Here is an 18,737-nt window from a genome sequence, read left to right on the forward strand (position 1 = left end):
GAAATAAACTAGTCCGTGCCGCTTGCGTGCGGCTTGCCTGCTCTCTAACGTAGCGGCTTTTGTACGTTACCCCTCCAGGAGCTTGCCCATGGCCTCGCCAGCCCTTCGTCATTTTCTACCCCCATTCGGCGCTGCCGCCGCTGCGGCGAGCTTCCTGAGCCTTGCCGGGTGCCAGTTGGGCGGCGGCGATCCCGAGACCGTGCTGCCTGTTTCCGGGACGTTCCCGCTCAAAGGGCTGGCGCAGAACGTTTCGGTGCGCCGCAACGCGATGGGTATGCCGCTGATAGAAAGCAGCAGCTACCACGATGCGCTGTTCACGCTCGGCTACGTCCATGCCGGTGATCGAATCGGTCAGATGCTCGGCATGCGCCTGCTGGCGCAGGGCCGTTTGTCGGAAATGGCCGGCGCAGATGCGCTGGACGTCGACCGCCTGATGCGCTCGGTCAACCTCAAGCAGAATGCCAGCGACCTGTACAACGCCGCATCGCCACGCTTGAAACGCTTCTTCGATGTCTATGCGCGCGGCGTGAACGCCTACCTGTTCCGTTATCGCGACAAGCTGCCTGCCGATATCGCCAGTTCGGGCTATAAGCCGGAATACTGGAAGCCGGAAGACTCGGCGCTGATCTTCAGCCTGCTCAACTTCAGCCTGTCGGTCAACCTGCAGGAAGAGCTGTCGGCGCTGGTTCTGGCGCAGAAAGTCAGCGCGGACAAGCTCGCCTGGCTACTGCCGACCTACCCTGACGAAGAATTGCCATTTGCCGAAGCCGACAAGCTCAAGGGCCTGAACCTGAACAATCAGGTCACCGGCCTGAGCGATCTGAACAGGATCGCTCTGCAGCTCTCGGACCTGAACATGCTCGGTGTCGCGGCCTCCAGCAACTGGGCCATCGCGCCACAACGCAGCCGAAACGGCAAGAGCCTGCTGGCCAGTGACATGCAGCTGCCTGCCGGGCTCAATTCTGCCTGGAGCTTCGTGCAGATCCGCGCACCAAAATACCAGGTGTCCGGTGTCACCATCGCCGGTATGCCGCTGGTGCTCAGCGGTTTCAACGGCAAACTGGCGTGGAGCATGAGCAACGTCAAGGGCGACAACCAGGACCTGTTTCTGGAGAAGATCAAGCGCGAAGGCAACCGCGTCTCCTATATGGCTGACGGCAAATGGCTGCCAGCGGCGGCTCATCAGGAAACCTTTCTGGTCAAGGGCGGCAGCCCGCTGCGTGAAACCGTGTACGAAACCCGCCACGGCGCGCTGCTCAACGCCTCTGCAACCCCGCCCGGCAACGGTTTGAGCCTGGCGCTGCAGGTTCCGAACTTCAAGGACGACAAGAGCCTGGATGCGTTCTTCGACCTGTCCCGTGCGCCTAACGTCGAGAAAGCCTTCGATACCAGCCGCGAGATCCGGGCGATCACCCTGAACATGATCTTTGCCGACGCCTCGAACATTGGCTGGCAGGTCACCGGCCGCTTCCCGAACCGCCGTGAAGGCCAGGGCCTGCTGCCTTCGCCGGGTTGGGATGGCAAGTACGATTGGGACGGCTTCGCCGACTCGATGCTCCACCCCTATGATCAGGACCCGCGCCAGGGCTGGCTTGCAGCGGCCAACCAGCGCACGATTCCGAAAGGCTACGGCATGCAGCTCTCCAACTCGTGGGGCTACCCGGAGCGCGCCGAGCGGATTGCCGAACTCGCCAACGGCGGCAAGCAGGACCTGCGCAGCACCATCGCCATGCAATACGACCAGACCACGACGTTCGCCGCCAAGCTCAAGACCATGTTCCAGGCGCCGGGCATGAGCAAGCCGCTCAAACAGGCCATTGATGCTCTGCCCGAAGCTGAGCGCAACAAGGCCCGCGAAGCGCTCACGCGCCTGATGGCGTTCGATGGCAAGCTCAGTGCGACTTCGGCTGATGCGGCGCTGTACGAGCTGTTTCTGCAGGAAAGTGCCAAGCAGATTTTCCTTGATGAGTTGGGCCCGGAAACCAGCCCTGCCTGGCAGGCACTGGTGGCCAACGCCAGTTCATCCTACTCGCCACAGGCCGACCACTTGCTGGGTCGCGATGACAGTCCGTTTTGGGATGACGTCAAAACCGCGCAGAAGGAAGATAAACCGACCATCCTTGCGCGCAGTCTGGCGGCCGCCATCACCAGCGGCGACAGCCTGTTGGGCAGCGATCACAAGGCCTGGCAATGGGGCAAACTGCACCGCGACAACTGGGCCTCGACCAGCCCGCTGGCCAAACAGTTGGGTGGCGGCGAGTTCAACCGTGGCGCCACACCAGCGGGGGGTGATCACACGACGCTGAACGTGTCCGGCGTCGAGTGGGGCAAGGGCTTCGACGCCCGCATGGCACCCGGTCTGCGTATGATTGTCGACTTCAGCCTGGTCGAACCGATGACCGGACTGATCAGCACCGGCCAATCCGGCAACCCGGCCAGCCCGTATTACGCCAACAGCATCGAGCCGTGGCAGAAAGGCCAGTACCAGTCGATTCCGGTGCAACAACAGAACTACGAAAAGGGCTACGGCAAACAGCGCCTGACGCTGACGCCGGGCAAGTAAGCGCCGAAAGGGAGCATGGGCACGAGGGTGTTCTCCAGGACACCTATCGTTCCCACGCTCCAGCGTGGTAATGCCTTTCGTGACGCTCTGCGTCACACAGCGGTTCTGTGGTGTCAGGTGGATTTAGGCTCGACTCAAGTCACCTTTTCGCCCCTCGGCGAGTTACTTTGATGAGGCCAAAGTAACCAACGCCTTTCGCTCCGGTTTCCGGCCCGACTTCGTCGGGTTCCTTCGCCCTGTCACTTACGTCGCACTCGGCGTCGTCTGTGCCATCGCGACAAAAAAGCGCTTTTATGCACGATAGTGTTCTTTTGGACATTTATCGCACCTCACGCTTCGCAGCCCTCACGCAAACTCCCCGAACTTCCAGATCCTTACCGGCTCATAGCTAACAAGCCCATCCATACGGTTGCCCCATGGATCTTGTCGTTGCACGCCCCGAAGGTTTGTACTGCCCACCCGGTGATTTCTACATCGATCCATGGCGTCCTGTCGAACGGGCAGTCATCACCCACGCGCATGGTGACCATGCCCGTACCGGCAACGAGCATTACCTGTCGGCGGCCAGTGGCGAGGGCATTCTGCGTTCGCGCCTCGGGCAGGACATTAATCTGCAGACCCTGGAATACGGCGAAACCATCACCCATCACGGCGTGAAACTCAGCCTGCATCCGGCCGGGCATGTGTTGGGGTCGGCGCAAGTGCGACTGGAGTACCAAGGCGAGGTCTGGGTTGCTTCCGGCGATTACAAAGTCGAGCCGGACGGCACGTGTGCGGCCTTCGAACCGGTGCGCTGTCATACCTTTATCACCGAATCGACCTTCGGCCTGCCGATCTATCGCTGGGCACCGCAGGCGCAGATCTTCGAAGGCATCAACCAGTGGTGGCGTGCCAATGCAGCCCAGGGCAAGGCCAGCGTGTTGTTCGCCTATTCGTTCGGCAAGGCCCAGCGCATTCTGCATGGCATCGACGCGCAGATCGGGCCGATTCTGGTCCACGGCGCCGTTGAACCGCTGAACCGTGTGTATCGCGAGGGCGGCATCTACATCCCCGAAACCCAATACGCCGGCGATTTCAAAAAGACCGATCCCGCACTGCGCCAGGCGTTGATTCTCGCCCCGCCTTCGGCAGGCGGCAGCAGCTGGATGAAGCGCTTTGGGGAATACAGCGATGCGTTTGCCAGCGGCTGGATGATGCTGCGCGGTACACGACGCCGGCGCGGTGTGGATCGTGGTTTTGTGCTGTCCGATCACGCCGACTGGCCGGGCCTGCTATGGGCTGTCGAACAGACCGGCGCCGAACGCGTCATGGTGACCCACGGTTCGGTCGGCATACTGGTGCGCTACCTGCGTGAACTGGGCCTGGATGCGCAAGGCTTCAGCACCGAATACGGCGATGAAGAAGACAGCAACCCGGCAACCAGGGAACCCGAGGCGGCAGGCACGGGTGAGGCTCAGTCATGAAAGCTTTCGCTGAACTCTACGCACAACTGGACGCGACTACGTCAAGCAACGCCAAACTTGCCGCCATGCGCGACTACTTCGAAAAGGCGGCAGCAGAGGACGCCGCCTGGGCGGTGTACTTTCTGTCAGGCGGACGTCCACGGCAACTGGTGCCTACTCGTGTGCTGCGCGAGCAGGCAATGACCCTGGCAAATCTGCCGGAATGGCTGTTCGAAGAAAGCTATCAGGCGGTCGGCGACCTGGCGGAAACCCTGTCGCTGTTACTGCCCCAGGCCGACCACAGTAATGACGAAGGTCTGGCCACATGGATGGAAGACAAGCTGTTGCCATTGCGCGGCCTGCCGCCTGAAGAACTCGCCGAGCGGTTGCCGCTGTTCTGGTCGCAGCTGGATCGCAGCAGCCTGATGGTCTGTATCAAGCTGATCACCGGCAGCTTCCGCGTCGGCGTGTCCAAGCTGCTGGTCACCCGTGCGCTGGCAGCGCTGGCAGACATCGACAGCAAGCGGGTCGCACAACGACTGGTGGGCTACACCGACCTGTCGCACCGACCCAGCGCCGAACGCTATTTGAAGCTGATCGCGCCTGAATCCGAAGATGAGCACGCCCAACGCGGCGGCCAGCCTTACCCGTTTTTCCTCGCCCACTCCCTGCAACAGCCCGCCGATCAGTTCGAGGAGTTGCTCGGCCCGGCGCAGAACTGGCAGGTGGAATGGAAGTGGGACGGTATTCGCGCGCAACTGGTCAAGCGTGACGGACGCTTGTGGATCTGGTCGCGCGGCGAGGAGCTGGTGACCGACCGTTTTCCAGAGTTGCACAGCCTGGTGCAGTGCCTGCCGGACGGCACGGTGATCGATGGCGAAATCGTGGTCTGGAAAGCCCCCGATGCGAACCCCGATGCCGATGCGGAGTTTGCCTTGAACAGCGATGCGCCTGCGGCTGCGCCCTCGGTTCAACCGTTCGCCCTGCTGCAACAGCGCATAGGCCGAAAGACGCTCGGCAAAAAGATTCTTGCCGACGTTCCGGTCGTGGTGCTCGCCTATGACCTGCTGGAGTGGCAAGGCGATGACTGGCGCAGTCGCCCGCAACATGAGCGCCGTGCGCAACTGGAAGCGCTGATCGAAACCTGCCAGAGCGAGGTGCTGATGCCCTCCCCGGTGCTCAGCGGGAAGGATTGGCTCGATCTGGCCACCCAGCGCGAGGCCTCTCGCAGCCTGGGCGTCGAGGGCATGATGCTCAAGGCTCGCGACTCGTTGTATGGGGTCGGTCGCACCAAAGACATGGGGGTGTGGTGGAAATGGAAAATCGATCCGTTCAGTGTCGACGCCGTGCTGATTTACGCGCAACGCGGTCACGGACGACGCGCCAGCCTGTATAGCGACTACACCTTTGCAGTGTGGGACGGCCCGCCCGACGCCAGTGAGCGCACCCTGGTGCCGTTCGCCAAGGCCTACTCGGGGCTGACCGATGAAGAAATGCGCAAGGTCGACGCCATCGTTCGCAAGACGACGGTGGAGAAATTCGGTCCGGTCAGCAGCGTCACCCCGACGCTGGTGTTCGAGCTCGGCTTTGAAGGTATCGCGCTGTCGAAGCGCCACAAGAGCGGCATCGCGGTGCGTTTTCCGCGCATGCTGCGCTGGCGGCAGGACAAGCCGGTCGCCGAAGCCGACAGTCTGGCGACGCTGCAGGACCTGCTGAACTAGAGCACCAAAAAGGCGCACGATAAATACCGTGCACCTTTTTGAAACACCGACGAACGAATCATCCCGTCTCCACGCAGGAAACTTCCCGATTCGTTACCAATCTTCCGCTCTTTCTTACCTGAAAAAGCATCTTGTGTAGGACCGGGCGATGAACACCAGCCCTGTAAGCGCGCATGGGCGGCCTATTGCCAGCCGTTTATATGAAATAGCGACAACCCCTTATATTTCAAACGCACGTTCGTTCCTCTGGTTCGGAAATTGCTAACCAATGCCTGTCTGGCACTTGCCGGTAGCACGCTTCGCGTATTCCCAACGCCCCATTTAAGGTTTTAAGGACTGAACAATGAAAAAAGCATGGCTGACTCTTTCTGCACTGGCTCTGTGCATCGCCGCCGGTAACACCATGGCCAAGGAATACAAGGAACTGCGCTTCGGCGTCGATCCATCTTACGCACCGTTCGAGTCCAAAGCGGCCGACGGCAGCCTGGTCGGTTTCGATATCGATCTGGGCAACGCGATCTGCAAAGAGCTGAAAGTCACCTGCAAATGGGTCGAAAGCGACTTCGACGGCATGATCCCTGGCCTCAAGGCACGCAAATTCGACGGCGTCATTTCCTCGATGACCGTGACCCCGGCTCGCGAAAAAGTCATCGACTTCTCCAACGAACTGTTCTCCGGCCCGACCTCGCTGGTGTTCAAGAAAGGTGCAGGCCTGACCGCCGACCCGGCCAGCCTGAAAGGCAAGACCGTGGGCTATGAGCAAGGCACCATCCAGGAAGCCTACGCCAAGGCCGTACTGGACAAGGCTGGTGTATCCACCAAGGCCTATGCCAACCAGGACCAGGTTTACGCCGACCTGACTTCGGGCCGTCTGGACGCTTCTATCCAGGACATGCTGCAGGCCGAACTGGGCTTCCTCAAATCGCCAGCCGGTGCCGACTACGAAGTCAGCAAGCCTGTCGACAGCGAACTGCTGCCGGCCAAAACCGCCATCGGCATTGCCAAGGGCAACAAGGAACTCAAAGCGCTGCTGGATAAAGGCATCAAGGCGATGCACGACGACGGCACCTACGCTGAAATCCAGAAAAAACACTTTGGCGACCTGAATCTCTATAGCGGTAAATAACACCCCGACGCCCATCGATTTCGGCGATGATTCGTCGCCCGATCGGTGGGCGTTTTTGTTGGTAACAAGGCCTATCCATGCTCGATGCACTCATGCAAAACCTGGGACTCTCGGCATTCAGCCTGAAGGGCTTTGGCCCGCTGTTGCTGGAAGGCACCTGGATGACCGTCAAACTGGCTGTGCTGTCGCTTGCTCTGAGCATTCTGCTCGGACTGATCGGGGCCAGCGCCAAACTGTCGAGCTCCGCGCTGCTGCGCGTGCCGGCGCAAATTTACACGACACTGATCCGTGGTGTTCCGGACCTGGTGTTGATGCTGCTGATTTTCTACAGCCTGCAAACCTGGCTCACCATGCTGACCGACGCGATGGAATGGGAATACATCGAGATCAACCCGTTCGGCGCAGGCGTCATCACCCTGGGCTTCATCTATGGTGCGTATTTCACCGAGACGTTTCGCGGCGCGATTCTGTCCGTGCCTCGCGGTCAGGTGGAAGCAGCGACAGCCTATGGACTGAAACGCGGCCAGCGCTTTCGTTACGTCGTATTCCCGCAGATGATGCGTTATGCGCTGCCGGGCATCGGCAACAACTGGCAGGTGCTGCTCAAGGCGACTGCGCTGGTGTCGATCATCGGCCTGGCCGATCTGGTCAAGGCGTCACAGGACGCGGGTAAGAGCACCTATCAGCTGTTCTACTTTCTGGTACTGGCGGCATTGATCTACCTGCTGATCACCAGCGCCTCGAACTTCGCCCTGCGTTGGGCTGAGCGGTATTACGCCGCAGGCAGCCGGGAGGCACAGCGATGATCGAATTGCTGCAGGAATACTGGAAGCCCTTCCTTTATACAGATGGCGTCAACGTCACCGGCCTGGCGATGACCATGTGGCTGCTCAGCGCCTCCATCGCCATCGGCTTCTGCGTGTCGGTCCCGCTGTCGATTGCGCGGGTGTCGAAAAACCGCTGGGTGCGCTGGCCGGTGCAGTTCTACACCTACCTGTTTCGCGGCACGCCCCTCTATATACAGTTGCTGATCTGCTACACCGGCATTTACAGCATTGCTGCGGTGCGTGAACAGCCGATGCTTGATGCGTTCTTTCGCGATGCGATGAACTGCACGATCCTGGCCTTCACTCTGAACACCTGCGCCTACACCACGGAGATCTTTGCCGGGGCGATCCGCAGCATGGCCCACGGCGAAGTCGAAGCGGCCAAGGCCTACGGCCTGACCGGCTGGAAGCTTTACGCCTACGTGATCATGCCGTCGGTGCTGCGCCGTTCGCTGCCGTATTACAGCAACGAAGTGATCCTGATGCTGCACTCGACCACCGTGGCCTTTACCGCCACGGTGCCGGACATCCTGAAAGTAGCGCGGGACGCCAACTCTGCCACTTTCATGACCTTCCAGTCCTTCGGTATCGCCGCCGTCATGTACCTGACCGTGACGTTCATTCTGGTCGGGCTGTTCCGCCTTGCCGAACGCCGCTGGCTGGCCTTTCTCGGCCCGGCCCATTAATCAGGACTGAACATGCGCCACCACACCCATGACTTGCTGTCGCCAGTGCCCGGCACTGGCCGGCAGATCCACAGCTTCCATTACGGTCCGCAAAACGGCACCGGCAAAGTCTATGTCCAGGCGTCGCTGCATGCCGATGAGCTGCCCGGAATGCTGGTGGCCTGGTACCTGAAGCAGCGTCTGGCCGAACTGGAAAATGCCGGGCGCCTGCTGGGCGAAATCGTTGTGGTGCCCGTCGCCAACCCGATCGGTCTGGAACAGGTGCTGATGGACACCCCGCTGGGCCGCTACGAGCTGGAAAGCGGCCAGAATTTCAATCGCTGGTTCAGCGATCTCGGCACTCAGGTCGGTGATGACATTGCAGCCCGACTGACTGCCGACGCAGAGCACAACCGCGCACTGGTCAGGGACAGCCTGCTGGCGGCGCTGAATGCCCTGTCGGCGACCACCCAGTTGCAATCGCTGCGCCTGACCCTGCAGCGCCTGGCCTGCGACGCCGACATCGTGCTGGACCTGCATTGTGATTTCGAGTCGGTCGAGCACCTGTACACCACGCCCGAGGCCTGGCCAAAAGTCGAACCGCTCTCACGCTACCTGGGCGCGCAAGCCAGCCTGCTGGCAACCGACTCAGGCGGTCAGTCGTTCGATGAGTGCTTTACGCTGGTCTGGTGGCAATTGCAGCAACGCTTTGGCGAGCGTTTTCCGATTCCCATGGGCAGCTTTTCAGTGACCCTGGAGCTGCGCGGACAAGGCGATGTGAACCATGCGCTGGCCAGCCGCGACTGTCAGGCGATCATCCATTACCTGATCGACGCTGGCATCATCGACGGCGATCTGCAGCCGCTGCCCGAACTGCTCTACCCCGCTACGCCACTGGCAGCGGTCGAACCGGTGGCTACGCCGGTCGGCGGCCTGCTGGTGTTCTGTGCGATGCCTGGCGAACACGTCGAGGCCGGCCAGCTGATTGCCGAGGTCATCGACCCCATCAGCGACACCGTGACCTGCATCCATGCCCTCAACGCAGGCCTGCTGTATGCGCGTTCGCTGCGCCGCATGGCGACTGCCGGCATGGTCATTGCGCACATCGCCGGCACCCAGGCCTATCGCAGCGGCTATCTACTTTCTCCTTGAGGACCTGTCATGCAAAAACTGACCATCGATGGCCTGCACAAAAGCTATGGCGACAATCACGTGCTCAAAGGCGTATCGCTCAAGGCCAGCAGCGGTGACGTCATCTGCCTGATCGGGGCCAGCGGCTCCGGCAAGAGCACCTTTTTGCGCTGTATCAATTTTCTCGAACAACCCAGTGACGGGGCGATGAGCCTGGATGGCAAGCAAGTGCGCATGGTCAGCGACAAGGACGGCATGCGCGTTGCCGACCCGGATGAGCTGCAGCGTATCCGCACGCGGCTGGCGATGGTGTTTCAGCACTTCAACCTGTGGGCGCACATGACCGTGCTGGAAAACATCACCATGGCGCCGCGCCGGGTCCTGGGCGTGCCCAAGGCCGAAGCCGAGGCGCGCGCGCGCAAATACCTGGAAAAGGTCGGTCTGCCGGAGCGTGTTGCCGATCAGTACCCCGCGTTTCTTTCCGGTGGTCAGCAGCAGCGCGTGGCCATTGCCCGTGCGCTGGCGATGGAGCCGGAAATCATGCTCTTCGACGAGCCGACATCCGCGCTGGACCCGGAGCTGGTCGGTGAGGTGCTGAAAGTCATTCAAGGCCTGGCTGAAGAAGGCCGGACGATGATTCTGGTGACCCACGAAATGGGTTTCGCACGCAAGGTGGCGAGCCAGGTGGTGTTCCTGCACCAGGGCCAGATCGAAGAGTCCGGCCACCCGGACGAAGTACTCAACAATCCGAAAAGCGAGCGTTTGCAGCAGTTCTTGAGCGGCAATCTGAAGTAGTACCGATTGCTGCGTACACACGTCTGCCCCCCCTCAAATCTCGTTCCCACGCTCCAGCGTGGGAATGGCCTTCATGACGCTGCGAGTCATAAACAGGACGCAGAGCGTCCAGAACGGCATGTCGACGCGGAGCATCGGCACGATGGGTAATCCAGGAGCGATCAGCCACATAACCATTTAAAACTATTACCCTTTCTCTGCTGTCTCTGACTTAACGCCACTCAGAGCACACTCAAACGGATGAGCAGACCCACCGATTTCGCTCGACGATGGTTTCTCGCCCGGGGCTGGAAGCCCTTTGCGTTTCAGAAGGAAGTTTGGGCAGCGGTAAAAAACGGTGAGTCCGGATTGCTGCATGCCAGCACCGGCTCGGGCAAGACCTACGCCGTGTGGTTCGCTGCGCTCAACCGCTTCGCCAAAGCCAATACGCTCACCGCTGACAACAAACCCCGCAAACGCAAACCGCCCGCTGAACCGCTGAGTGTGCTGTGGATCACGCCCATGCGCGCCTTGGCCGCCGATACCGCCAGAGCCCTTGAGGCCCCGTTGGCTGAACTGGATATCCCGTGGTCGGTCGGCTTGCGCACCGGCGATACCAGCGGCAGCGAACGGGCCCGGCAGAGCCGGCGGCTGCCCTCTGCCCTGATCACCACCCCTGAAAGCCTGACGCTGCTGCTGACCCGTGCCGACGCTCATGTCGCCCTGTCGACACTGAAGATGGTGGTGGTGGACGAATGGCACGAGCTGATCGGCAACAAGCGCGGCGTGCAGTTGCAACTGGCCCTGGCGCGCCTGAGGCGCTGGAATCCGCAACTGATCGTGTGGGGCATTTCCGCGACGCTGGGCAATCAGCAACACGCGCAGCAGGTGCTGATCGGCGACGGCGGCGTGACCGTGCAAGGCAAGATCGTCAAGGACTTACAGGTCGATACGCTGTTGCCGCCGTCCATCGAACGCTTCCCGTGGGCCGGGCATATGGGCTTGCGCATGTTGCCGCAGGTCGTCGCCGAGGTGGAAAGCAGCGCGAGCTGTCTGGTGTTCACCAACACTCGGGCACAATCGGAAATCTGGTATCAGGCGCTACTGGAAGCCCGCCCCGACTGGGCCGGGTTGATTGCCCTGCATCACGGGTCGCTGGCGCGAGAGGTCCGAGACTGGGTCGAGCGCGCGTTGAAAGAAGGCGCACTCAAGGCTGTGGTGTGCACCTCCAGTCTGGACCTGGGCGTGGACTTTCTACCGGTGGAGCGCGTGTTGCAAATCGGCTCACCCAAAGGTGTCGCGCGCCTGATGCAGCGCGCCGGGCGCTCAGGCCACGCGCCGGGTCGCCCCTCGCGCGTGACGCTGGTGCCGACCCACAGCCTGGAGCTGGTCGAAGCCGCTGCCGCTCACGACGCCGTCGAAGTACGGATGATCGAGCCCCGCGAATCACCGCTCCAGCCGTTGGACGTGCTGGTCCAACACCTGGTCAGCATCGCTCTGGGCGGTGGTTTCCTGCCTGATGAGCTGCTCGCCGAGGTACGCAGCGCCTGGGCTTACCGGGACCTCAGCGACGAGCAATGGCAATGGGCGCTGGCGTTTGTCCGCAACGGCGGCCACTCACTGACCGCCTACCCTGATTATCGCCGTGCCGAACCTGACGAGGACGGCGTCTGGCGCGTCCCCGATGCGCGTCTCGCCAGACGTCACCGCATGAGCGTGGGGACCATCGTCAGTGAGGCCACCGTCAACCTGAAATACTGGAAAAAAGGTGGCGGCGGTGGCTCGCTGGGCAGCGTCGAAGAAGGCTTCATCGCCAGACTCAAACCCGGTGACGGCTTTCTGTTCGGCGGACGCTTGCTGGAGCTGGTTCGAGTGGAAAACATGACGGCCTACGTCAAGCGCGCGACCGGCAAGAAAGCCGCCGTGCCACGTTGGAATGGCGGTCGAATGCCGCTGTCCAGCGAACTGGCGGATGCCGTGGTGGAGAAGTTCGATGCCGCTGCACGAGGCGAATTCAACAGCCCGGAAATGCGCGCTATCAAACCCCTGCTGGAAGTGCAGCAGCAGTGGTCAGGGCTACCACGACGCGACACATTGCTGGCCGAAACACTCAAATCCCGCGAAGGCTGGCACCTGTTCCTCTACCCGTTCGCCGGCCGACACGTGCACCTGGGACTGGGCAGCCTGCTGGCCTGGCGCCTGAGCCGGCATCGGCCGCTGACCTTTTCCATTGCCGTCAACGACTACGGGCTGGAGTTGCTCAGTGCCAGCGAGATCGACTGGGCGCAAGCGTTGCAGGCTGACCTGTTCAGCGAAACGGATCTGTTAGCCGATATTATCGCCAGCCTGAACGCTGGCGAGCTGGCCCTGCGGCGCTTTCGGGAAATCGCGCGTATATCCGGTCTGGTGTTTTCCGGCTACCCTGGCGCGGCCAAGAGCAATCGTCAGCTTCAGGCATCCAGCGGACTGTTCTTCGAGGTCTTCAAGCAGTACGACGCGGACAACATGCTGCTGACCCAGGCCGAACAGGAAGTCCTGCGTCAGGAACTGGACCTGCAGCGTCTTGAACTGACGTTGCGCCAGATCAACAGCCGCACGCTGGACCTGCACGCAATAAAGCGCGCGACTCCGCTGGCCTTTCCATTGCTGGTCGAACGCTTTCGCGAAAGCCTCAGTTCGGAGAAACTTGCCGACCGCATCGCGCGAATGGTCCGCGACCTGGAGAAAGCCGCCGGCCCGGAGACTGAACAATGAACCCGTATCTGGCTGTCACGCTGGCAGGAGAAGAGCTGTGGTTGCTGGCTGACAAGGCCATCTACTACCCCGCCGAACGATCCTTGCTGATTGCCGATGCGCACTTTGGCAAGGCGGCCGCCTATCGCAAGCTCGGCCAGCCGGTGCCGCACGGCACTACACAGGAGAATCTGCGCCGCCTGGACAGCCTTTTGAAGGCCTATCCCTGCGATCATCTGATCTTTCTGGGCGATTTCCTGCACGCGCCGGAATCTCACGCGGTCGGCACGCTGGCCGCGCTGGAACAATGGCGGGCAGAACGCTCGACGCTGCGCATCACACTGATCCGCGGCAACCATGACAAACGGGCTGGCGATCCGCCCGCTTATCTGGGCATCGATGTGGTCCCCGAGCCGTTGGCACTCGGGCCATTTGCACTGCAGCACGAGCCCGATCCGCACCCTGACCTGCACGTACTGGCCGGGCACGTTCATCCGGTGTATCGGCTACACGGGCGCGGCCGGCAAAGCTTGCGGCTGGCGTGTTTTTACCTGGGCCGGCAAGTCAGTCTGCTGCCAGCCTTCGGCGAATTCACCGGTGGTTTTCAGATTCGTCCCGCGCAGGACAGCACGGTCTATGTGACCGGCGGTGATGCGGTGTGGCGAGTGGCATAACGTAGCCGGTCGCCCTATAAAAAACTGCCCACTGCTCGCGAGAGCAGCAGGCAGTCTTGTAATAATCAGGCCACAGGTGCAGGTGGCGGCTCGTCCGGAACAGTAGGCCCGCCTGGCTCGGTAGGCTGAAACGGAGTGTCGGGGCCTGGATCGCCCGGGATCCCGCCACCGACCATGTTCAGCTCCGGGCTGAGATCGGAATGAGCCATCAATGACCAGGCGAGCAGCCCGATCTCGTTAAGCGGAGATTGAACCTGTTCAGAGATTTTGAAAGTAGTCTTCATAGGGCACTCCAGATCAAAGGCCTTCGCACGTAATGAATGATGCGAAAGCATGTGAGCAGATAGAGTGCGGAATAGAGTATTAATTCAATTCCACTAGTCACCTGAAGCGCAAATCAGGTGCGTGGCAGGGTGACGCCACGCTGGCCCTGGTACTTGCCACCCCGATCCTTGTAGGACACTTCACACTCCTCATCGGACTCCAGGAACAGCATCTGCGCCACGCCTTCGTTGGCGTAGATCTTGGCCGGCAGTGTCGTGGTGTTGGAAAACTCCAGCGTTACATGGCCTTCCCACTCTGGCTCGAGCGGCGTGACATTGACGATGATGCCGCAGCGCGCGTAGGTGCTCTTGCCCAGGCAGATCGTCAGAACGTTACGCGGAATACGGAAATATTCCACCGTGCGCGCCAGCGCAAACGAGTTGGGAGGGATGATGCACACGTCGCTCTTGATATCGACGAAGCTTTTTTCATCGAAGTTTTTCGGATCGACCGTGGCCGAATTGATGTTGGTGAACACCTTGAATTCGTCGGCGCAACGCACGTCGTAGCCGTAACTGGACACCCCGAAAGAGATCACCCGATCGGCGCCTTCGCCACGTACCTGGCGCTCTACGAAGGGCTCGATCATCCCGTGTTCCTGCGCCATGCGGCGAATCCACTTGTCCGATTTGATGCTCATGGCGGTGTCCTGAATAGCGAGGTGAAAAAGATATCCGGCATCTTACCGGGCTGAGGCCGACGGTTCAAAGGCAACAGATCGCGAGTTTGCGTGACTGGCCGGGCTGTTTCGCTGTGAATGGAAATAATCATCAACAGACCATTGGCACGTTCGGAAAAAAGGGTTAAGGTGGCGTCACTGTGTTGCTTGTGTCACTGAGAATCTCTACACGATGTTGAATTTCGATCCAACCATCTCCATGAATTTTCCAGCTCTTTGCACTCAGTCTCGGCCAGGGCTCTTCCTACGCCGCAGTTAACTTTGTCCAAGGAGATATACTATGTCCAATCGCCAAACTGGTACCGTTAAGTGGTTCAACGATGAAAAAGGCTTCGGCTTCATCACTCCACAATCCGGTGACGACCTGTTCGTGCACTTCAAAGCTATCCAATCCGACGGCTTCAAAAGCCTGAAAGAAGGCCAACAGGTTTCTTTCATCGCTACCCGCGGTCAGAAAGGCATGCAAGCTGAAGAAGTTCAAGTTATCTAACTTGTACTGATTCGCTTAAAAACCCCGCCCTTAAAAGCGGGGTTTTTTATTGCCCGTCTTTTGACCTCTCGCCGGCTGAGCACCTGCTGTACAGCTGACCGGGACGAGAGAAGCAAAGCACCTCCCCCGCCCGATCATCGCTATCCAATCAGTCTTCGCTTACCGAAATGGTCGGCATGGCTGGACTTGCAGCTTCCTGCAACACGATCCGTGCGCCGACATGACGTGCCAGCTCCTGATACACCATCGCAATCTGACTCTCCGGCTCGGCAATCGCCGTAGGCTTGCCGCCATCTGCCTGCTCGCGAATCAGCATCGACAGCGGCAGTGACGCCAGCAGCTCGACATCGTACTGCGTCGCCAGCTTCTCGCCGCCACCCTCACCGAACAGATGCTCGGCATGGCCGCAGTTGGAGCAGATGTGCACCGCCATGTTTTCCACAACGCCCAGTACCGGAATGTTGACCTTGCGGAACATCTCGACACCCTTTTTCGCATCCAGCAGGGCCAGATCCTGTGGCGTGGTAACAATCACGGCACCCGCCACCGGGACTTTCTGCGCGAGCGTCAACTGGATATCACCAGTGCCGGGCGGCATGTCGATAACCAGATAATCCAGATCATTCCAGGCAGTCTGCGTGACCAGTTGCAGCAACGCCCCCGACACCATCGGTCCGCGCCAGACCATCGGCGTGTTGTCGTCGGTCAGAAAGGCCATCGACATCACCTCGATGCCATGCGCCTCGACCGGCACGAACCACTTCTGGTCCTTGATCTTCGGCCGCGTGCCTTCGGGAATACCGAACATCACCCCTTGGCTAGGCCCATAGATATCGGCATCGAGAATGCCGACACGTGCGCCCTCGCGAGACAGTGCCAAGGCCAGGTTGGCGGCGGTCGTGGACTTGCCGACACCGCCCTTGCCGGACGCGACGGCAACAATGTTTTTCACATTGGTAAGCCCCGGGATCTGGCTCTGGGCCTTGTGCGCGCTGATCACGCTGCTGATGGCGACCGTGGCCGAACTGACGCCTTCCAGGTTCTCGATGGCAGTTTTCAACACTTGCGCCCAGCCGTTCCTGAACAGGTCGGCGGCATAGCCCAATTCGAGTTGCACGCTGACCTGTGCCCCCTGAATATCGATGGACCGGACGCAACCGGCAGTGACCGGATCCTGATTCATATAGGGGTCGGTGTACTGGCGAAGAATCGTCTCCACCGCTGCGCGATTGACTGCGCTCATGGGCTTACTCCGTAAAAAGACTGACTGGAACAGCCGACTATCGTACCTGTTCTGCCAACAGCCCACATGATTTCACTGAACCGCGGCCCACCTTTCAGGAGCATTCCCACAACCGCACGGGTGAAAAAAATCGTTCAGACCTTTATAGTGGCCGGTCTCCGTTTCACTTCAAGTAGCCGAGCCCCATGTCCGAGCCACGCAAGATTCTCGTTACCAGCGCCCTGCCCTATGCCAATGGTTCCATCCACCTTGGCCACATGCTCGAGTACATCCAGACCGACATGTGGGTGCGTTTTCAGAAGCACCGCGGCAATCAATGCATTTATGTCTGCGCGGACGACGCCCATGGCTCGGCGATCATGCTGCGCGCCGAAAAGGAAGGCATCACGCCAGAGCAACTGATCGCCAACGTCAAGGCCGAACACAGCGCCGACTTTGCCGACTTCCTGGTGGATTTCGATAATTTCCACTCGACGCACTCGGACGAGAACCGCGAGCTGTCGAGCATGATCTACAAGCGTCTGCGCGATGCGGGTCATATCGCGACGCGCTCGGTTACCCAGTACTTCGACCCGGAAAAGAGAATGTTCCTGGCCGACCGTTTCATCAAGGGCACCTGCCCGAAATGTGCGGCCGAAGACCAGTACGGCGACAACTGTGAAAAGTGCGGCGCCACCTACGCCCCGACGGACCTGAAAGACCCCAAGTCGGCGATTTCCGGTGCCACGCCGGTGCTCAAGGACTCGAAGCACTTCTTCTTCGACCTGCCTGCGTTCGACGCCATGCTCAAGAGCTGGACACGCAGCGGCACCCTGCAGGACGCCGTTGCCAACAAGATCGCCGAATGGCTGGACAGTGGCCTGCAGCAGTGGGACATCTCCCGCGATGCGCCCTATTTCGGCTTTGAAATTCCCGACGAGCCAGGTAAATACTTCTACGTGTGGCTCGATGCGCCGATCGGTTACATGGCCAGCTTCAAGAACCTGTGTGCGCGTCGTCCGGACCTGGACTTTGATGCGTACTGGGGAAAGGGCGCGACCACCGAGCTCTATCACTTCATCGGCAAGGACATCGTCAATTTCCACGCACTGTTCTGGCCAGCCATGCTGGAAGGTGCGGCCTTGCGCACGCCGACCGGCATCAACGTACACGGCTACCTGACCGTCAATGGTCAGAAGATGTCGAAATCGCGCGGCACCTTTATCAAGGCACGCACCTACCTCGACCACCTGCCGCCCGAGTACCTGCGCTATTACTACGCGTCGAAGCTGGGCCGTGGCGTCGACGACCTCGACCTGAACCTCGAAGACTTCGTGCAAAAGGTCAACTCCGACCTGATCGGCAAGGTCGTCAACATTGCCAGCCGTTGCGCCGGGTTCATTCACAAGGGCAACGCCGGCGTGATGGTGGAAGCCAATGCGGCGCCCGAACTGACCGACGCGTTTCTGGCGGCTGCACCCAGCATTGCCGACGCTTACGAAGCCCGCGACTTCGCCCGCGCCATGCGCGAGACCATGGCCCTGGCGGACCGCGCCAATGCCTACATCGCGGAAAAAGCGCCATGGGCGCTGGCCAAGCAGGAAGGCAAGCAGGATGAAGTCCAGGCTGTATGCGCGCTGGGCATCAACCTGTTCCGCCAGTTGGTGATTTTCCTCAAGCCGGTGCTGCCGAATCTGGCCGCCGATGCGGAAAAATTCCTCAATGTCGAACCACTGACCTGGGCAGACCACAAGACCTTGCTGGCCAATCATCAGCTCAACCCGTTCTCGGCACTGATGACCCGTATCGACCCGGTCAAGGTCGAGGCCATGGCCACTGCCTCCAAGGAAGACCTGACCGCTACCGACTCGTCGGCGGACACCGCACCTGCCGGTAATGGCGAACTCACCAAAGACCCACTGTCGGCGGAAATCGACTTTGACGCTTTTGCCGCCATCGATCTGCGTGTTGCACTGATTCTCAAGGCCGAACACGTGGAGGGGGCTGACAAGTTGCTGCGCCTGACCCTGGACATCGGCGACGAGCAGCGCAATGTCTTTTCCGGCATCAAGAGCGCCTACCCGAACCCGTCCGAACTCGAAGGCCGTCTGACCATGATGATCGCCAACCTCAAGCCGCGAAAAATGCGCTTCGGCATTTCGCAGGGCATGGTGATGGCGGCAGGCCCCGGCGGTGAGGAGATCTATCTGCTCAGCCCCGACAGTGGCGCCAAGCCAGGCCAGCGCATCAAGTAAAAAACGACGCAGGGCCCGGTATCCTGCCATCAGGCGGATACCGGGCCTTTACGCATTCGCAAGCTCCCTGATCTGTCCGATAATGCTGCTCTCTCGATAGACAGAACACCT

At 60.4% G+C, this 18,737-nt stretch carries 15 protein-coding genes; 12 read left to right on the plus strand and 3 right to left on the minus strand.

Translation table 11 applies throughout. The features are described from left to right. Positions 1–88 precede the first annotated feature (88 nt). From ACW55A_RS07710 to pdeM, 10 genes are all read left to right on the plus strand, one after another. Positions 89–2,563: a penicillin acylase family protein gene (locus ACW55A_RS07710; RefSeq protein WP_498810926.1), complete on the plus strand. Its 2,475-nt coding sequence runs from the start codon at positions 89–91 to the stop codon at positions 2,561–2,563. Positions 2,564–2,979: 416 nt separating this feature from the next. After that, complete coding sequence (locus ACW55A_RS07715; protein ID WP_060708186.1) at positions 2,980–4,026, plus strand: ligase-associated DNA damage response exonuclease; 1,047 nt, start codon at positions 2,980–2,982, stop codon at positions 4,024–4,026. After that, positions 4,023–5,726 carry an ATP-dependent DNA ligase gene (locus ACW55A_RS07720; protein WP_003431199.1) on the plus strand — a complete coding sequence of 568 codons (1,704 nt, stop codon included), beginning with the start codon at positions 4,023–4,025 and terminating at the stop codon, positions 5,724–5,726. Before ACW55A_RS07715 ends, ACW55A_RS07720 begins: the two co-directional genes overlap by 4 nt. A gap of 343 nt (positions 5,727–6,069) precedes the next feature. Further along, positions 6,070–6,852 carry a transporter substrate-binding domain-containing protein gene (locus ACW55A_RS07725; protein WP_003363566.1) on the plus strand — a complete coding sequence of 261 codons (783 nt, stop codon included), beginning with the start codon at positions 6,070–6,072 and terminating at the stop codon, positions 6,850–6,852. Positions 6,853–6,929: 77 nt separating this feature from the next. Further along, positions 6,930–7,658, plus strand: coding sequence for an ABC transporter permease (locus ACW55A_RS07730; RefSeq protein ID WP_003363567.1), 729 nt, complete (start codon positions 6,930–6,932; stop codon positions 7,656–7,658). Then, on the plus strand, positions 7,655–8,365 hold the full coding sequence (locus tag ACW55A_RS07735; protein WP_058416681.1) for an ABC transporter permease: 711 nt from the start codon (positions 7,655–7,657) through the stop codon (positions 8,363–8,365). The genes ACW55A_RS07730 and ACW55A_RS07735 overlap by 4 nt, the downstream gene beginning before the upstream one ends. Positions 8,366–8,377: 12 nt before the next feature. Continuing rightward, entirely contained in the window at positions 8,378–9,496 is a 1,119-nt protein-coding gene (locus ACW55A_RS07740; protein ID WP_072366769.1) for a succinylglutamate desuccinylase/aspartoacylase family protein, read from the plus strand. A 9-nt stretch (positions 9,497–9,505) separates the two neighbouring features. Continuing rightward, positions 9,506–10,270 carry an ABC transporter ATP-binding protein gene (locus ACW55A_RS07745; protein ID WP_003431202.1) on the plus strand — a complete coding sequence of 255 codons (765 nt, stop codon included), beginning with the start codon at positions 9,506–9,508 and terminating at the stop codon, positions 10,268–10,270. Positions 10,271–10,510: 240 nt separating this feature from the next. Beyond that, positions 10,511–13,003, plus strand: a complete 2,493-nt coding sequence (locus ACW55A_RS07750) for a ligase-associated DNA damage response DEXH box helicase (RefSeq protein WP_455808728.1) — start codon at positions 10,511–10,513, stop codon at positions 13,001–13,003. After that, complete coding sequence (gene pdeM, locus ACW55A_RS07755; protein WP_044310583.1) at positions 13,000–13,656, plus strand: ligase-associated DNA damage response endonuclease PdeM; 657 nt, start codon at positions 13,000–13,002, stop codon at positions 13,654–13,656. The genes ACW55A_RS07750 and pdeM overlap by 4 nt, the downstream gene beginning before the upstream one ends. Positions 13,657–13,721: 65 nt before the next feature. On the opposite strand, the gene ACW55A_RS07760 is transcribed toward pdeM, so the two are convergent. After that, a complete protein-coding gene (locus tag ACW55A_RS07760; protein WP_003363577.1) occupies positions 13,722–13,940 on the minus strand; it encodes a hypothetical protein in 219 nt (72 codons plus the stop codon). A gap of 113 nt (positions 13,941–14,053) precedes the next feature. Further along, on the minus strand, positions 14,054–14,620 hold the full coding sequence (gene dcd, locus ACW55A_RS07765; RefSeq protein WP_002554836.1) for a dCTP deaminase: 567 nt from the start codon (positions 14,618–14,620) through the stop codon (positions 14,054–14,056). Between the two features lie 319 nt (positions 14,621–14,939). Here dcd and ACW55A_RS07770 point away from each other — a divergent pair, with 319 nt between their 5' ends. After that, entirely contained in the window at positions 14,940–15,149 is a 210-nt protein-coding gene (locus tag ACW55A_RS07770; RefSeq protein WP_002554837.1) for a cold-shock protein, read from the plus strand. Between the two features lie 148 nt (positions 15,150–15,297). Here ACW55A_RS07770 and apbC read toward each other — a convergent pair whose 3' ends face one another. Next, positions 15,298–16,392 (minus strand): iron-sulfur cluster carrier protein ApbC, encoded by a 1,095-nt coding sequence (gene apbC, locus ACW55A_RS07775; protein WP_498810925.1) that lies wholly within the window; start codon positions 16,390–16,392, stop codon positions 15,298–15,300. 185 nt (positions 16,393–16,577) lie between these two features. Here apbC and metG point away from each other — a divergent pair, with 185 nt between their 5' ends. Continuing rightward, positions 16,578–18,626: a methionine--tRNA ligase gene (metG, locus tag ACW55A_RS07780; protein ID WP_455808724.1), complete on the plus strand. Its 2,049-nt coding sequence runs from the start codon at positions 16,578–16,580 to the stop codon at positions 18,624–18,626. Positions 18,627–18,737: the final 111 nt, after the last annotated feature.

The sequence above is a fragment of the Plantibacter cousiniae (nom. nud.) genome, assembly GCF_977070315.1.